The sequence below is a fragment of the uncultured Cohaesibacter sp. genome (assembly GCF_963556055.3).
Taxonomy (GTDB): domain Bacteria; phylum Pseudomonadota; class Alphaproteobacteria; order Rhizobiales; family Cohaesibacteraceae; genus Cohaesibacter.
In genome coordinates this window covers 28,052-42,506 of the sequence record NZ_CAUVYE020000011.1, presented here as the reverse complement: position 1 = coordinate 42,506, position 14,455 = coordinate 28,052, and the positions used below count along the sequence as shown (strand labels likewise).

Below are 14,455 nucleotides of genomic sequence, written 5' to 3'. Positions count from 1 at the left end.
AGTTTACAAAAAAGATGAAATTTGTCAACTTTGTAAATATTTTGTGGAAAGCTCTTATGAATCTCGACGAAATCTTGCTGATCTTCTGCCAATATGGGTTTCGAAAGGCGTCAATGGACGATATTGCCAGAGCGGCAGGACTGTCCCGCCAGTCTATTTACAAAAAATTTGGCTCCAAACAGGGGATTTTTGAATGGACACTTGCCGAACTGACGGCCCGTACATTCAAGAGTGCCATGATGGCGCTGGACGATGCCGAGGCCACGGTATCGGATCGCATCGCAAATGCATTTGATCGCTGGGCGGGAGAATATGTCCCTTTGCTTAGCGGAACCCCGCATGGGGCCGAGATGTTTGAAAGGGCGATGGAATTCTATAGCAAGGACGGTCATGAGGGCGAGGATGAGTTCTACTCCGCGGTTGAGGCCCTCATGCTGGACGCTGGTATGGCCAAGACACCTCAGGATGCGGCTGACAAGGTTTATACTCTGGCCGTCAGCGCCAAGGGGCTGCTTCTGCGATGCCGAACAAAACAAGCCTTCCATGACGACATGATCCGCATACTCAAGGCCATCATCTGAGTCTCAAGCCATGATCACGAATAAAAACGCTCCCGGTACGAGAGTGGTCCGGGAGCGTGTCTTGTTCTTGTCGATTACGGCATGATCCAAGACGATGTCTTGTTCATGTCTTACATGCGGCACAAGCGCCGAGGTCCGTTATAGGGCTGATAGCTGCAATCCCAGGCACGGAAGCTTCTGTAACGCGCAGCGCAGGCTGGCACATTGCAATAGGGACGTGGTGCCGGGCGATAGACAGGTCTCGGAGGAGGTGGCCGATAGTAAGGTCTCGGGGGTGCCGGTCGGAAATAAGGTCTTGGAGGCTGTGGGCCATAGAAAGGTCTCGGAGGAGGGGAGCCATAATCACGGGGGGGTGGAGGTGGTCCGAACGCATAGGCCGACCCACCCGGCACGGCTGTGCCAAGTGTCGCAAGCATAAGCGCCAAAGCGACCAAATAAGCGAGTTTCATATCCATAACTCCTGTCGCGGGGGGCGTTATCAGTAAATTTATTGAGAAACGCTTTCGTTTAACTGATGTGTGATTATCCCACTTTCGTCAAATGACGTCGATATGTATTTATGTAGCAATAGAAATGTTTGTCGTATCCGGAAATTTGCCGATTTTTTCAATGGGATAGGAAAAGAGAGGGAGTGGCCCGAGAGTGGGGATCGCGCTCGGCCCGGACGTCTGGAAACAAAGGCCTGAACCGGGGCTGTCAGCGTAAACATCAAGCATTCTTATCGGTGGCAAAAAAAATGTCATTAGAGCTTATGAATGGAGTTTGTTAGGATCCACCCCATTCCGAAAGGCCGAACATCAAGCTGTCAGGCCAACAGCCGATCTCCCATACTGCCCAAGGCTCGTCAAATACAGGAAAAGCCAATGACCGAAACGGCAACCGATCCGATCACTCCCAATCCGTTGGAAGCAAAGACCCTTGGTGTCATGAGCGGCAGGGATTTCTCCCTCTATGCCATGATGATCATCGTATGGGGAACGAGCTGGATCGCGATGGCCAATCAGATCGATATCGTGCCAGCTCTGATCACCGGCATCTATCGCTTTTCGATCGCCTCTCTCATCGTCTTCATCTGGGCCATGATCGGCAGATATCGATTGCTGTTCCCCTTGCCTGTCCATTTGCGCATGGCGCTGTTGGGCATGTGCATGTTCTCCACCAACTTCGTGATGTTCTATTATGCGGCGGGCTACATGGCTTCCGGCCTGATGGCGATCATCTTCTCGCTAACCAGCCTTATCAATATTGTCCTCAGCGCGATTTTCCTCGGTCAGCGTCCCACCAGATTTGGACTGATGGGAGCGGCACTCGGTCTCATTGGTATCGGGCTGATTTTCTGGCCCGAGATCGCCGCCAATGCGGGGAATGACGGAGTTCTGATCGGGCTCGGCTTCGGTCTGGCAGGCACGTTCTGCTTTTGCACCGGTAACATTATTTCGGTCGCAAACCGGAAATACAATGTCCCTCTGGTCAGCGCCAATGCCTGGAGCATGTTCTATGGAACGCTCTGGCTGCTGTTCCTTTCGCAACTGCTTGATGTGCCGTTTCTGGTCGACTGGCAGCCCAAATACTGGATCGCCATGGCATGGCTGGTGCTGATGGCTTCGGTCATCGCCTTCTGGGGGTATATGACACTGCTCAACAATATCGGCCCGGCGCGGGCGGGTTATCTCACCGTGCTGTTCCCGATTGTGGCGCTGGTTCTGTCAACCATTTTCGAAAACTATCACTGGACGCTACCGGGGCTGCTGGGGCTGGTCGCCATCATTGCGGGCAATATTCTTGTCATGCAGAAGGGAAAGGGAGCGAGGGTCTGAGCGGCGTTAACCCGCTCCGAAACGTCAGTTCGCTCTCTTTGACAGGTCTATTCGGCCGCCACTTTGCTGTTGCAGGACACATTGTCCAGCGCATTGACGATATGAGCAGCAAGCGCATTGTGGATCCGTTCCTGTGAATTTTCCGAACGCAGCATCGCAATGTCGCAATGAGGCAATTCCGGAAAGCCCTCCCGTGGGCCAAGAACGCGCATATCCGATGTCAACGCGCTTTCCGGCAAGACGGAAATGGCAAGTCCCGCCATCACCGCCCCAGTGTGCGCGGCAGCGGAAGAACTGACATAGGCGATGCGATATTTCTTGCCTGCCTTTGCCAGAGCCGTTGTGGCACAGGCCCGCCAAGAGCAGGTTTTTGTCCCGAGTGCAAGGGGAATGGTTGATTGGCAATGCACCGAATGATGCGCCGATGAGACCCATAGCAGGGGCTCCGAGCGGATGATCCGGCCGTGCTTCTCTCTGGTCCGGTCTCCATGGGTGACAATCCCGAGATCAAGCCGGCTGTCCTGAATGCGCCGGTGAATGCAGGAGCTTTGCTCGCAGACGACTTCGATCTCTATATTGGGATGGGTCGTGGCAAAACTGGCCAGCACGGTTGGCAGCAATCGCGGGGCATAATCGTCGGGCAGACCGAGCCGAACCGTCCCGGACATGGCATCGGCAGAAAAGGCCGCAACGGTTTCCGCATTCAGCGACAGCATCCGTCTCGCATAATCGAGCAATCTGACACCGGCATCAGTCACCCGGCTCTGGCGACCGTCGCGCACGAATATGGTCTGTCCGATCCGCTCCTCGAGCCGACGCATTTGCATGGACACAGCTGACTGGGTCTTGTTCACCTGTTCGGCAGCCTTCGTGAAGCTGCCTGTTTCGGCAATGGCGATAAAGGTGCGGAGCTGGTCCAGATCGAGAAGGGCATTCATGGTGGATACTCACAGGATGTAAGGTGGACAGACCCTTGTGGCAGCACGCGGCAGGGTCAAGCCGAAAGGGAATGCAGCGGCATGTCGCAACTTATCACAAAATGAGATCATTTCTATAAAAAACATTCGTTGGACTTATTGTTTGCGGTTTGGGATAGTCGCCTCAAGTTGAAGCGGATCGCAAATGCCATGGCCCGCCATTCAGGGCCCGGTCGTGAAAATGGCAGATTTCCGTCCCGCCACGAGACCCGAACAGGACACAATAGGAGGCCACCATGCTGACAGTTCTCATGAACTCTGTTCTCACATTCGCGGCACATTCTATGCGCCGTGTGGTCTCAGGGCTTGCGACAATTGCGCGCAATCGTGCCGCGCTCTCCCAATTGTCCGAGCTGGATGAGCACACCCTTGCAGACATTGGCCTGACCAAAGGCGACATCGTGGTGGCTGCATCCCAGCCGCTTTATCGCAACCCAATGCTGATTGATCCCTTCGAGGCACGTAACAGAATTCACGCACGCGAGCTTGAAGTCCTCGCGCGTTGGCACAGACCGTCCGAGCCGCCCCACAAGGTTGCTGAAACCTTGAGGATTACCGAAACACTGAAGGCCTGCTGTTCGGACCAAAAGGTCGAGACCGCAAGCAGCGGCTGTGCCTGACCCTGTTCATTTGAGTAAGCAGCCAGGGGTCGTTGTGAAGACCCCTGTTTCCTTGACCCGTCCCCCGCGGCGGGTCTTTTTTTGCCTTGCAGGGAGGTCGATATCCTGCCTGTCCCATAGGGACGCTTAACGCTCGTTGCCGCTCGTGCCAAATACCGGATCGGGGCGTTTGCTCCAGCGCTCAAGGGCAAAATCCACTGCATCGCGACAAGCAACGAGCATGCCCCTGCCTGCGCCAACCGCAAAGGCCTGTGCGATGCCATTTGCCAGAAGGGCCTCGCCGATGGGCATGAAGTGCCCGGTTTCTCCGGCTGGCTCAATCGAGAAGCGTTTCCAGACGCGCTCGTTATGCTCCATGACGGGAGCCGCCTGCTGTTCGCGCGGACGATGGGGCCATGCTCTGGTTTCCGCCAGATGCAGCATCGTGAAGCGATGAAAACCGACCCCCAGAAACAGCGTCTGTCCTCCGAGCTGATAGAGCTTTTCAAGCGGCGAGCAAACACCAAAGGGATGGTCTAGCGGATGCTCGGCGACAATCTCGGGAGCTTTCGGCCCCAGGGCGGCAAAGGAATTCTGCGGGTGGGAACTGCGCTTGACGCCCGGCCAGGTGCGAAACAGCTCCGCCGTTTTCCCCCATGCCCCAGGTTGGAGTGCGCAAAGGATCATAGGCAGGCATCTCGGCTTCGATAATCGGATGCCATGAGGCGGGAACCGGTGGCTTTTGCCAGTGGCAAGGCTCGGACAGGTGAGAGGAAAAGCTGGGCATCACCAGCGTCCCCTCCGGACCAAGCACATCAGTGAGGGCCTCGATGATCGCGACCGGACCACCGGCCACCCAGCCAAGCGCACTCAAGGAGCTGTGAACGATCACACAAGAGCCCGCTTCCAGCCCACCCTCTCGCAATTGAGCCGCAATGCTTGAGCGCGTTGCAGGGCGCACCGCAGCTTGCACGGCATCGGCTTCGGACATGGCTCAGGTCTCCTTGTGGGCTTCTTTGCCAGAATCAGTTGGACCGGTCCATGCTAACCCTATCCCACGACAATCACATGTACGTCACGTGGCCCATGGGCGCCCAGCAAAAGCGTTTGCTCGATATCGCCAGAGCGGGATGGGCCGGTGATGAAATTGACGGCCCGCGGCATGACCGCCCGACCATTGAAGTCGCGCAAATTGTCCTGAACGCTCTCATAGTCGCCCGCAATATCATCGGCATTGACAATAATGATCTGTGTTTCGGGAAGGAAATTCAGCGTGGTGGGATTGTCGGTTCCCGAAGTGAAAATGGCGGTTCCTGTTTCCGCCACAGCACCAAAGGCATGGCTGACGCCAACCGGATCGGACCCGTCGGAAGCGCCGACCGTATAGTCCAGTTGCGGTTCCTGGTCCCATCGGATGGCGGCAAGGCGCGCATCGCTCCCCATGCGGATCTTTTGTGGCAGATTGCGCCCTCTGAGATAGGCAGCAATGGCGCCGGGAACTGCATCATAAGAGCTTACCCGCTCGGTGCTGGAAGCGGCGCGTTCGGCATAATCCATGAACATCGCAACCTGCTCGTAGCGCCCGACCTGCGCCCGCCTGGGCACAATGCCACGCTCCTTTTGCGCCAGCCTTTCAAGAGCCTCCTGCCGCGCCCTGGTCCTGTCTTCATGGCCCGGCATCGAGGCTATGGACTGGCTGATCCTGCCAAGGATCGCTGATCGTGCTGCGGTCTTGTCTTTTCTCGCCATCATCTTGCCTTCCCTTGCTGTTTGCCGCCCTTATCCTGGGCCTTCGCCCAGAGCTGTTGGAAGGTTTCCCCTTCCGGTGCCGGGAATTCCCTATGTCTGGTCCAGCCGCTTGCCGCTGGCAGGCGCTTCATCAGGCCGGTCATTGGCGCAAGATATTTCATCAGCTTCATGCCCGGCCTCATCACCGAATGATAGAGTTTGGGGCGCGATGCCAGAAAAGCCCAGCCCTTGAGTCCAAGGCGCTGCGGGTTGGTCGGCAAATGACGTGCAAAATCCCGCTCGCGCCAGTGACGCAGCATCTTGGGCAGCGGAATGCGCATCGGGCAGACGCTCTCGCAGCGGCCGCACAGGGTCGAGGCATTGGGCAGATGGCCGGTCTTGTCGATGCCGACGAGGGAGGGGGTCAGAACCGAGCCCATCGGGCCGGGATAGACCCAGCCATAGGCGTGACCACCCACCGCATGATAGACCGGGCAATGATTGATGCAGGCCCCGCAGCGGATACAGCGCAGCATGTCTTCAAACTCTGTTCCCAGCATCTTGGAGCGGCCGTTATCGAGCAGAATGACGTGATATTGCTCCGGTCCGTCCGGATCTTCATCGCGCCGGGGTCCGGTGGAAAGGGTGGTATAGACGCTCTGCTCCTGCCCGGTCGCCGAGCGCGCCAGCAGCCGCAAGAAGACATCAAGGTCGTTGAGCGTCGGAATAACCTTTTCAATCGAGGCGAGGACGATATGCACCCGCGCCAGCGTCTGGGTCAGATCGCCATTGCCCTCATTGGTGACGATCACCGAAGAGCCTGTCTCCGCCACAAGGAAGTTGGCTCCCGTGATGCCGACATCAGCTGCAAAATATTTCTCACGCAAGATCTGCCGGGCTTCTCCCAACAGGCTTTCCGGCGCGTCCAGATTGCGAAGAGGGTCAAGCCCTTTATGCTTGCTGCGGAAATCGGCCTCGACCTGCTCCTTGGTGACATGCACCGCAGGCGCAATGATATGGCTGGGATGCTCTCCCCTCAGCTGGACGATATATTCGCCAAGATCTGTCTCGGTGACCTCGAGCCCGTCCTTTTCGAGGAACGCATTGAGCTGCATTTCTTCCGAGATCATCGACTTGCCCTTGGTCAGGGTTCTGGCCCCGACCGAGCGGCAGATCTCGCGCACCAGTTCGCAGGCATCTTCGCCCGTTTCGGCCCAATGCACATGCCCGCCCGTTGCCGTGACCTGTTTTTCATATTCTTCCAGATAGACATCGAGACGACCCAGCGTATGGGTCTTGATGTCGCGTCCCAGATCGCGCAGCGCCTCAAATTCCGGCAGTGCATCGGCCGCGGCCTGCCGTTTGCCGATAAAGCCAATCTCGACATTCTTCAGCGCCCGTTGCAGGGTTTCGTCCCTGAGCGCCTTGCGGGCATTTTCGGGAAAGGTTGGAGATGTGACTTTCATGACTTGTTCCTCCCCTGACGTCCCGGTTTCTCGCCGATTGCCGGCCCGTCGACCATGTCGGCCAGCACTTCGGCAATATGGCGCACCTCGATCGCCGAGCCATCACGCTTCAGCTTGCCTGCCATATTCATCAGGCACCCCATGTCGCCCGCCAGCAGGGTGGCCGCGCCGGATTCCACGATGGTTCTGGTCTTTTTCGTCACGATTGCATCGGAGATATCGGGATATTTGACCGAGAAGGTGCCGCCAAAACCGCAGCAGACATCACTGTCGCGCATTTCCTTGAGCTCCAGCCCCTCAATCGAGTTGAGCAACTGGCGCGGCTGTTCCTTGACACCAAGTTCCCGCAGCCCCGTGCAACTGTCATGATAGGTGACCGAACCGGTAAAGGAGGAGCTGACCTCTGTCAGACCCGCCACATCGACCAGAAAACTGATCAGTTCATGGGTCTTGGCTGCGACCTTTTGGGCGCGCTCGTGCCACTCGACCTCATCCTTCAGGAGTGCCGGATAATGCTTGGCGATCATGGCTGCGCAGGAGCCGGAAGGCGCAACGATATAGTCATACCCCTCGAATGCCTTGATGACCTGCTTGGCGAGCGTCTTGGCATCGTCCAGATCGCCCGAATTAAACGCTGGCTGACCACAACAGGTCTGCTCCTTGGGCACTTCAAGCACGAAACCGGCATCCTCAAGCAGCTTGATTGCGGCAAATCCCACCGTCGGGCGAAACAGGTCCACAAGACAGGTCACAAAGAAGCCGACGGTCCTGGTTTTCCGGTCCTCGGGAGAGAGCGTTCCGAATTTCATTTCAATCTGGTCCATTTCAAAAAGTCTTTTCCGCTCGAAAGCAAAAGGGGCAATCTGCGTTGCAGGGTCGCGTTCTTGCAGCCTTTGGCAGGCTCATCCGCAAACAGAAGGATCTCACAAGCCCCCTGATATTCAAAGTTGCATTGGTGAAAACGAGGCTCAATCAGGTGAGGGGGTCGAGCCGGTAGTCTGGACATAAAATGGACCATGTGCAAGGGGCAGCAAATTCACTTTGTCCGACCTTTCCCCTTTTTTCCCATATTTGTGCCCGAAGCCTCTGTTCTCGCAATTTTGGTCATATTTCCATGCTTTCATGGTCATCACACGGTTAACAATGATCATTAAATATGTCTGTATAAAATACCGAAAATAGTGGTTATTACCTAGCCAATGCCGGGGGGATCGTATCATAATCGAGCCCTGGTGGCTGCGGATGGGTGCGTGGCCGAACTGAATTTTTCTTTCCGGCATCTGGACATAGGCAGAAATGCCAGTTTATGAGTGACATCTGTCCAGACGTGAATTCGGGTGGGATGTCAAAGGGGGATTGGGTCAGATGAAAGGCGCTGCTGTTGCTGTGATCGGCTGTCTGTGCGCCGTGCTGGCCTTTTTTGCCCCAGCGCTTTATGCAGGCCCTCTGCTCCTGCTCTCTGCGATCACGGTTTTCATGGCCTGCTGCTGGCGGACGCGTCCGATCCTGCTTCTGATCTCCTACATTCTGTTTGCCTATGCTTTCATCTCGGTGCCGCAGGGCTTGCCGGGCATGCTGGAGGAATATGGCCTTGACCTCAGGATCCTGACCATCACTGATGGCGTGTTGATCGCTTTGGGAGGCAGTCTGTCTGTTGTCTTGTTCTTTGCTCTCAGTTGCAAACGTCAGAGTGGCGGTGTGCGTCTGAGCGCCCAGGAGGTGAGCGAGGATATCGGTCGTATCGTGGGATTGGTCGCCCGTCTGGTCTCCCTGTTGTATCTGCCCTTGCTCCTGCTCCCGCTCTATTTGCTGTTCCATGAAGCGGATCTGAACGGTATATCCGAAATGGAGCTTCTCGACTGGGGCAAGATCGGCTCACCAGACCAGAGCGGAGTGTCTGGCGGTATCGTCCCGAATATAGTGGCATGGATGGTTGCCATCCTGTTCATGGGGGGTCTTGCATCCGCTTATATGCGCGACGATCACCATCGCTTCACCCGCCTGCGCCGGTGGTTCGGTCCCTCCTGGCAGGCCTGGATTGAATTGATCGGCTCCATCACTCTGCTCCTGCCGCTTTGCTGGGTTTTCATCATCCTTGGCTGGCACCATGCGGACATGCGCTTTGAATTGGGCAATGCGGTCAGCCTGCTGACAATCGCCCGGCTTCCGGACTGGCTGCTTTATTCGGTCTTCCCGGTTTCCTTTCTGCTTCTGGCTGCCGCTGCCGTTGCAATCATGTTCCGATCACTGGTCTATCTGTTCGGTCCACCTTATTTGAAAAAGCGAGCGGCAACCCATCTTGACCCGACGCCCGATCTTGCGAACCAGTCCTATGAAATGGCCGAAAGGTCTTCACACAAAGGGGCACATCTGGGATGACCGACTGGCAGAGCATAGCGTCAAGCGTGTGGAATGGAGCAACGCCTGAGCTGCTGCTGCTCGGCTTCCTGCTCTTCATGGCGAGCGGATTTCCAGTGGCCTTCGGTCTTGGCGGTGCGTCTTTGCTCTGCCTTGCCTTCGGGCTCGGCAATGATGTCATCACGCTTCAACAGCTCCAGACATTGCCTGCCGAAATTCTGAACCACACATTGCTGAACCGGGCCTATCTGAGTTTGCCACTGGTCATTCTGCTGGCGGAACTGATGATCGAAACCGGACAAATGGCGCGAGCCTCGACCGCGATCAAGGGGCTTTTCGATGCCGATGTCTTTCGCCCTAAAAATGCGAAGAATGGTGCACGCAGAGCCGCCAGACAGCAAAAGCTCGATAAAAGGCACAAGAGCAATCAGCGCTCGATCATTCTGGCGATTGCCTTGCCTGCCTCCGTACTGCTGATCTTCATTGCGGACCGCTTTGCCTTGCCTGCGGAATATCTCGCAGCGGCTCTGGCCATTCCCGCCCTCGGGCTTTTCCTCCTGTATTTCATAAACTGGCTCGCCGACCTTTGGGCCGGGGCTTTTGCCGCAAAGACACGCAGTCTTCTGGACCCGACAGCCAGGACACCAGATGCACGTCCATGGATCAGGCTGAGCTTTGCCGTTCTGATACCGCTGTTGCTGGTCGCCGCTTTTCCGGCTCTGCTGCTTCATTGGCATCTCTCGATTTTCGCAAGCCTGTCATTGCTGATCCTTGCTCTGGTCGTCCTTTCTCTGTTTCAGGGCAAACTGACCCCGGTTCAATTTGGTGCGGTTCTTGGGCGCGCGTCTCTTGCCTGTGCCAGTCTTGCGGCCATGTTGATCACCGCTTATTGCTTCCACTGGCTTTTCATGCGGTTCGGTGGCGAACAGCACATGCAGGCAATGGTCCGAATCCTGATACCGCAAGGGGAGGGAGGACAGCCCTGGCTGACCCTTTTCGGGCTGCTGTTTGCAATGATGCTGATCGGCCTGATTCTGGACTGGCTTGTTATGTCATTGGTTGTTTTGCCAATGGTTCTGCCCATCTTTGCACATATGGACTTTTCCGATAAGCTGGCCCCCTTCTGGCCGCAAAGCACATCCGCAGCATTTGTTCAGGGGGAAAAATATCCTTTATCTATCTTTGACTTACCCTTCCATGCCCGGCTTTGGTTTGCCTCCCTTGTCTGGCTCACGCTGTTCACGGCCCTGGTGACCTTCTCTCGGCAAAATGGCGAGCTGGCCGAAAAAGAACTTGTTTCATGGACAGGTTCGATCAAAGATAGTCCGGCAAGTTTGGCCCTGTTCCTTACGCTCCAGATTGTTGGCTTGATCGCTGTGATCATCATGCCGCAGGCGGTTTTGTGGTTGCCTGCTTTGATGCTGAACTGATCACATCTGGTTTCCGGACGGTTTGTCTCGTTTCAAATGGGCCATGAATGCGCACATGGTCGGCCTTTGTGGTTCGTCCGGCAGGCTGCCGGATTGAAGCAATGACAAGGCTGGTCCCCACGAAGAAGAGGGGTTTTATCTTCGTGGTGTCATGTGCTGGAGAAAAACGAGGAGGCAGGGAAGCTGAGGTTGTGAAACGCAAGCCTCGGCTTTTCCTTGCGTGGATAACAAGGATGAAGGACGGTTTTACCCTCTGCCATTTCATCAGATCCGACCCCATTTTCCAAAAAGAGTGCAATCATTCACCATGAGCGGAGCAGAGGCCCGGATGATGACAGAAAACCCAACCTCCATTCTTGTCAGGGCTGCCGAGCCTGATGACGCCCTTGATCTTGCCAGCCTCAAGGTTGTGTGCTGGCGCTCCGCCTATCCCGGACTCATACCGCAAAGCGAGCTTGATCACCTTGACGCCGCCTCCGAAGCACCCCACTGGCGAGACTGGCTGTCGGATTCCGAGAGCCGCATGATCGCGTGCCTTGTCGAGCTTGATGGAGAGCTGGTTGGCTACGGACTTGCCGGTCCCATGCGCCTTGGTGATCGACCGGGACGTGAGATCGATGCCGATGCCGAACTCTATGCGCTCTATGTCCACCCGGATCACTTGCGAAAGGGGCTTGGCCAGCGCCTGATGGCGGCCCTTCTTGAAAAGATGATGTCAGACGGATACAGCAGCCTCGGGGCATGGATGGTCGGGGGAAATCTGGTTGCCGAGGCCTTCTATCACAAGCTCGGGGCAGAGGAAGCGGGCAAGCGGGTCGAAATCCGCCATGGACGCATCGCATATAGAGAGAAGGCATGGCGCTGGAGCACGCTGAGCGCGTTGAAAACGAACCTCGAGCGCCTTCTGATGCAGTCTGAAGGAGAGCGATGAGCTGTGCGCCAGATATGAAAAAACACCCCGACACAGGAATATCGGGATGTTTTCTCGATCAATCTGCCACCGGCTCGGCGCGCTTTTCAGCGCATGAAATCCGACTGTCGCACTTGATCACTTGATCGCCGCTCTTGCCGCGCAAACCGCTTTCACAAGTCTGGTCGCCCGGCAAGGCGCATCATTCTATTCAGAGAAAGTCTTCAGATAGGCGATGACGTCTGCCCGATCTTCTTCCTTTTTCAGCTTGTAGGTCATTTTGGACTTGTTCTTGACCCCGGCATCCTTCAGATAATCTTTCGGATTGAGCAGATAGGCCATCAGATTTTCTTCTTCCCATGTAACGCCCTGTTCGCCAAGCGCAACATAGCCTTCGGAATATTTGAAATCCGGAACAGTTCCAATGGCGCGACCATAAACGCCGGTCAGAATAGGCCCGACCTTGTTTTTCGCACCTTCGCCAATCTGGTGACAAGCCGTGCATTTTTTCCAGACTTGTTCGCCGTTCGCGGCATCGCCCTCTGCAAAGGCCCCCGCAGCAGTGGCAAGAAGGAAAATGCCGGCCATGGCAACCACGTGTTTCATACTCGCAATCCTTTTCGTCAGTTTCGGTCTGATTTAAGAGGTCCAGACGTATGCAACTTTTACGTCTATTCTAACTTAGCTTTCAGCTTTTGAATGACAATCGGGCAAAACGGCACAGCGGCCAAAGTATCGAATTTTCAAAGATATACGTGAAAATACGAAGGTTGGACGCTCCTCCCAAAAGTCCTCCATTCATCCCAATGGTTGCAGGTCTTGGGCGCTTTGGCAATAGTTAGTTTTGAGTATTTCTAAACAAACTTCAAATCAGATATCCAATGCATATAGAAAACAGGATATGTGAATTTTATAGAACAAGTTTCAATTTTCAGAGCAAATTCCAAGTAGCCCCGCCGCCAGCTCAGATTTCAGAAGCGTGGTTCTGTCGCGGGCCAAAGTAACCACTGCAATAAAAAATGAAATGTCAGTTGGAATTGACTTTTAACAAGTTTTTATCATCTGGGGTTTACAATTCAGGCTTGAATTAAGGGGTGGAATTAGTCGAATGGCCACACAATCTTTGGTAGCTGGTATGGATCTTTATCCAATGTATGACGATCTCAGTGACGGGATCATCGTCATCACAGGGGAGGGCAAGGAACTATATCGCAATAAGGCCATGCAGTTTTTCCCCGAGCATCTGGAAGATCGCCTGCTGGAATTTTGCGGATCCGAGAGCTGTGGCTGCACCCTCAACACGACCAGGCATCTGATTGCGCGGGCCAAGATGGAAGGCTGGCGCTTCAAATGTCACAAGATCGGTCAAAACAAGGTCGTCATCGTCAAGTTCGACAATATTCTCGGCGAGCGGATCAAGATGCTGCGTGAGGATTTCGCCCATGCGATCCGCGAGGGAACGCCCGCCCCAGCGGCAGCGATGCAGGTTCTGCGCAACAACGTCTCCTCGCGATGGGTCTCTATCGGAAAGATCGACTTTGCCAAGGAGCAGATAGACTTTGATCTGGCCTTTGATGGCGATCGCCTTGATGCCCGAACACTGCCGCCCATTTTCAAAAACAAATCCTTCGATTTGTGTCACAACATGGCGATCACATCCGATCTTGGCAGTTGCTTTGCAAATCCTGAAGTGCTTGGTGAGGTCGGAATCGGCCATGTCATCGGCATGAGCCTGAAAAATCATCACAATGAATGCATCGGTTACGCCCTGCTTGCCGATGAGCAAGAGCCTCAGGATGTCAGTGACACCGTGACCCTGTTGCAAGAGCTTGCTGCGCTTTATGGCCCCTATTTCGAGGTGGGCAGCATCCACGAGCAGGTTCAGCAAGCGGTGGCCGATGCCAATACCGATATTGTCACCGGACATGGCAACCGCCGGGCGATGGAAGCCTATCTGCAAAGCTGCCTGCAAACCATGAAAGGCGAACAGGACGAGTCCGAGATCCTGTCTCTGTTCAACATGAAGGCGATGCGCAATTCCGTGGTCATGCTTGTCGATCTCGACGGCTTCAAGCGGGTGAACGACATTTTTGGTCATAGCGAAGGGGACCGCGCGCTCAAACTGGTTGCCGATAGTCTTCACGACTTCGAGGTGGAGAATTTTGTTTTCCGCTATGGGGGGGATGAATTGGTTCAGGTCTATCCGAGGGCGGGCGATCTGGATGCCGATCACTTGCGTCTGCATGTCAATTCGGTGGAAAGAAAGCTTTCCAAGAATGGTTTCAAGGGCCTCGGTCTGAGTATCGGCGTGGTCCATCTGTTCGAAGGCGACGGCACGATTGCCTCTCTGATGACCCTTGCGGACGCGCGGATGTATCACGAAAAACGAACCCGTGCGGTTACCTTCGTCTAGCCAGTCTCCTGGCCCGACCAGTTCCTTTTCTGCTCTCTGGCGCTCCTGTTCTTTCCCGACCTTGCAGACTCTTGACCCGGCTTTCCTCTTGCGACCTTTCCGGCGTTCCGGCGTGGCTGATTTTCAATAGATGCCCGCAAAAAAAAGGCTTCCCTGTTGGGAAGCCCAGTTAGATC

General features: G+C 55.3%; 14 protein-coding genes and 1 pseudogene. 7 read left to right on the top strand and 8 right to left on the bottom strand.

Annotated elements, in window-relative coordinates; translation table 11 throughout:
• Positions 1–56: 56 nt before the first annotated feature.
• Entirely contained in the window at positions 57–581 is a 525-nt protein-coding gene (locus tag ACHZB8_RS06050) for a TetR/AcrR family transcriptional regulator (protein ID WP_316859366.1), read from the top strand.
• A gap of 110 nt (positions 582–691) precedes the next feature.
• Here the strand turns inward: ACHZB8_RS06050 and ACHZB8_RS06045 are convergent, their stop codons facing one another.
• On the bottom strand, positions 692–997 hold the full coding sequence (locus tag ACHZB8_RS06045; protein ID WP_316859424.1) for a BA14K family protein: 306 nt from the start codon (positions 995–997) through the stop codon (positions 692–694).
• A 447-nt stretch (positions 998–1,444) separates the two neighbouring features.
• Here ACHZB8_RS06045 and ACHZB8_RS06040 point away from each other — a divergent pair, with 447 nt between their 5' ends.
• Positions 1,445–2,398 (top strand): DMT family transporter, encoded by a 954-nt coding sequence (locus ACHZB8_RS06040; RefSeq protein ID WP_316859365.1) that lies wholly within the window; start codon positions 1,445–1,447, stop codon positions 2,396–2,398.
• A gap of 47 nt (positions 2,399–2,445) precedes the next feature.
• Here ACHZB8_RS06040 and ACHZB8_RS06035 read toward each other — a convergent pair whose 3' ends face one another.
• Positions 2,446–3,336 (bottom strand): LysR substrate-binding domain-containing protein, encoded by an 891-nt coding sequence (locus tag ACHZB8_RS06035; RefSeq protein ID WP_316859364.1) that lies wholly within the window; start codon positions 3,334–3,336, stop codon positions 2,446–2,448.
• Between the two features lie 275 nt (positions 3,337–3,611).
• On the opposite strand from ACHZB8_RS06035, the gene ACHZB8_RS06030 reads away from it, so the two are divergent.
• The gene (locus ACHZB8_RS06030) at positions 3,612–3,995 is read left to right on the top strand and encodes a DUF1127 domain-containing protein (RefSeq protein WP_316859362.1); all 384 of its coding nucleotides are present in this window, start codon (positions 3,612–3,614) and stop codon (positions 3,993–3,995) included.
• A 126-nt stretch (positions 3,996–4,121) separates the two neighbouring features.
• Here ACHZB8_RS06030 and ACHZB8_RS06025 read toward each other — a convergent pair whose 3' ends face one another.
• The 5 genes and pseudogenes from ACHZB8_RS06025 to ACHZB8_RS06005 all read right to left on the bottom strand — a co-directional run bounded on the left by ACHZB8_RS06025 (position 4,122) and on the right by ACHZB8_RS06005 (position 7,992).
• Positions 4,122–4,661, bottom strand: coding sequence for an AAC(3) family N-acetyltransferase (locus ACHZB8_RS06025; protein ID WP_316859361.1), 540 nt, complete (start codon positions 4,659–4,661; stop codon positions 4,122–4,124).
• Positions 4,645–4,965 (bottom strand): annotated as a pseudogene (locus tag ACHZB8_RS06020) (AAC(3) family N-acetyltransferase); the annotation flags it as partial. The gene ACHZB8_RS06025 and the pseudogene ACHZB8_RS06020, both read right to left, overlap by 17 nt.
• 59 nt (positions 4,966–5,024) lie before the next feature.
• A complete protein-coding gene (locus ACHZB8_RS06015) occupies positions 5,025–5,726 on the bottom strand; it encodes an LUD domain-containing protein (protein ID WP_316859359.1) in 702 nt (233 codons plus the stop codon).
• Entirely contained in the window at positions 5,723–7,168 is a 1,446-nt protein-coding gene (locus ACHZB8_RS06010; protein ID WP_316859358.1) for a LutB/LldF family L-lactate oxidation iron-sulfur protein, read from the bottom strand. The genes ACHZB8_RS06015 and ACHZB8_RS06010 overlap by 4 nt, the downstream gene beginning before the upstream one ends.
• On the bottom strand, positions 7,165–7,992 hold the full coding sequence (locus tag ACHZB8_RS06005) for a (Fe-S)-binding protein (RefSeq protein ID WP_316859357.1): 828 nt from the start codon (positions 7,990–7,992) through the stop codon (positions 7,165–7,167). Before ACHZB8_RS06005 ends, ACHZB8_RS06010 begins: the two co-directional genes overlap by 4 nt.
• A gap of 541 nt (positions 7,993–8,533) precedes the next feature.
• On the opposite strand from ACHZB8_RS06005, the gene ACHZB8_RS06000 reads away from it, so the two are divergent.
• The 3 genes from ACHZB8_RS06000 to ACHZB8_RS05990 all read left to right on the top strand — a co-directional run bounded on the left by ACHZB8_RS06000 (position 8,534) and on the right by ACHZB8_RS05990 (position 11,887).
• Positions 8,534–9,547 (top strand): TRAP transporter small permease subunit, encoded by a 1,014-nt coding sequence (locus ACHZB8_RS06000; protein WP_316859355.1) that lies wholly within the window; start codon positions 8,534–8,536, stop codon positions 9,545–9,547.
• Positions 9,544–10,956 carry a hypothetical protein gene (locus ACHZB8_RS05995; protein WP_316859354.1) on the top strand — a complete coding sequence of 471 codons (1,413 nt, stop codon included), beginning with the start codon at positions 9,544–9,546 and terminating at the stop codon, positions 10,954–10,956. The genes ACHZB8_RS06000 and ACHZB8_RS05995 overlap by 4 nt, the downstream gene beginning before the upstream one ends.
• A gap of 328 nt (positions 10,957–11,284) precedes the next feature.
• Entirely contained in the window at positions 11,285–11,887 is a 603-nt protein-coding gene (locus tag ACHZB8_RS05990; protein WP_316859353.1) for a GNAT family N-acetyltransferase, read from the top strand.
• Between the two features lie 186 nt (positions 11,888–12,073).
• Here the strand turns inward: ACHZB8_RS05990 and ACHZB8_RS05985 are convergent, their stop codons facing one another.
• Positions 12,074–12,472: a cytochrome c family protein gene (locus tag ACHZB8_RS05985; protein ID WP_316859352.1), complete on the bottom strand. Its 399-nt coding sequence runs from the start codon at positions 12,470–12,472 to the stop codon at positions 12,074–12,076.
• Positions 12,473–12,974: 502 nt separating this feature from the next.
• Between ACHZB8_RS05985 and ACHZB8_RS05980 the strand changes: the two genes are divergently transcribed.
• The gene (locus ACHZB8_RS05980; RefSeq protein WP_316859351.1) at positions 12,975–14,279 is read left to right on the top strand and encodes a GGDEF domain-containing protein; all 1,305 of its coding nucleotides are present in this window, start codon (positions 12,975–12,977) and stop codon (positions 14,277–14,279) included.
• Positions 14,280–14,455 lie beyond the last annotated feature (176 nt).

Excerpts from the sequence above, each read along its gene's own strand:
- ACHZB8_RS06050 (WP_316859366.1), top strand. The coding sequence starts at position 57 with ATGAATCTCGACGAAATCTTGCTGATCTTCTGCCAATATGGGTTTCGA.
- ACHZB8_RS06045 (WP_316859424.1), bottom strand. The coding sequence starts at position 997 with ATGCTTGCGACACTTGGCACAGCCGTGCCGGGTGGGTCGGCCTATGCG.
- ACHZB8_RS06040 (WP_316859365.1), top strand. The coding sequence starts at position 1,445 with ATGACCGAAACGGCAACCGATCCGATCACTCCCAATCCGTTGGAAGCA.
- ACHZB8_RS06035 (WP_316859364.1), bottom strand. The coding sequence starts at position 3,336 with ATGAATGCCCTTCTCGATCTGGACCAGCTCCGCACCTTTATCGCCATT.
- ACHZB8_RS06030 (WP_316859362.1), top strand. The coding sequence starts at position 3,612 with ATGCTGACAGTTCTCATGAACTCTGTTCTCACATTCGCGGCACATTCT.
- ACHZB8_RS06025 (WP_316859361.1), bottom strand. The coding sequence starts at position 4,661 with ATGATCCTTTGCGCACTCCAACCTGGGGCATGGGGGAAAACGGCGGAG.
- ACHZB8_RS06015 (WP_316859359.1), bottom strand. The coding sequence starts at position 5,726 with ATGATGGCGAGAAAAGACAAGACCGCAGCACGATCAGCGATCCTTGGC.
- ACHZB8_RS06010 (WP_316859358.1), bottom strand. The coding sequence starts at position 7,168 with ATGAAAGTCACATCTCCAACCTTTCCCGAAAATGCCCGCAAGGCGCTC.
- ACHZB8_RS06005 (WP_316859357.1), bottom strand. The coding sequence starts at position 7,992 with ATGGACCAGATTGAAATGAAATTCGGAACGCTCTCTCCCGAGGACCGG.
- ACHZB8_RS06000 (WP_316859355.1), top strand. The coding sequence starts at position 8,534 with ATGAAAGGCGCTGCTGTTGCTGTGATCGGCTGTCTGTGCGCCGTGCTG.
- ACHZB8_RS05995 (WP_316859354.1), top strand. The coding sequence starts at position 9,544 with ATGACCGACTGGCAGAGCATAGCGTCAAGCGTGTGGAATGGAGCAACG.
- ACHZB8_RS05990 (WP_316859353.1), top strand. The coding sequence starts at position 11,285 with ATGATGACAGAAAACCCAACCTCCATTCTTGTCAGGGCTGCCGAGCCT.
- ACHZB8_RS05985 (WP_316859352.1), bottom strand. The coding sequence starts at position 12,472 with ATGAAACACGTGGTTGCCATGGCCGGCATTTTCCTTCTTGCCACTGCT.
- ACHZB8_RS05980 (WP_316859351.1), top strand. The coding sequence starts at position 12,975 with ATGGCCACACAATCTTTGGTAGCTGGTATGGATCTTTATCCAATGTAT.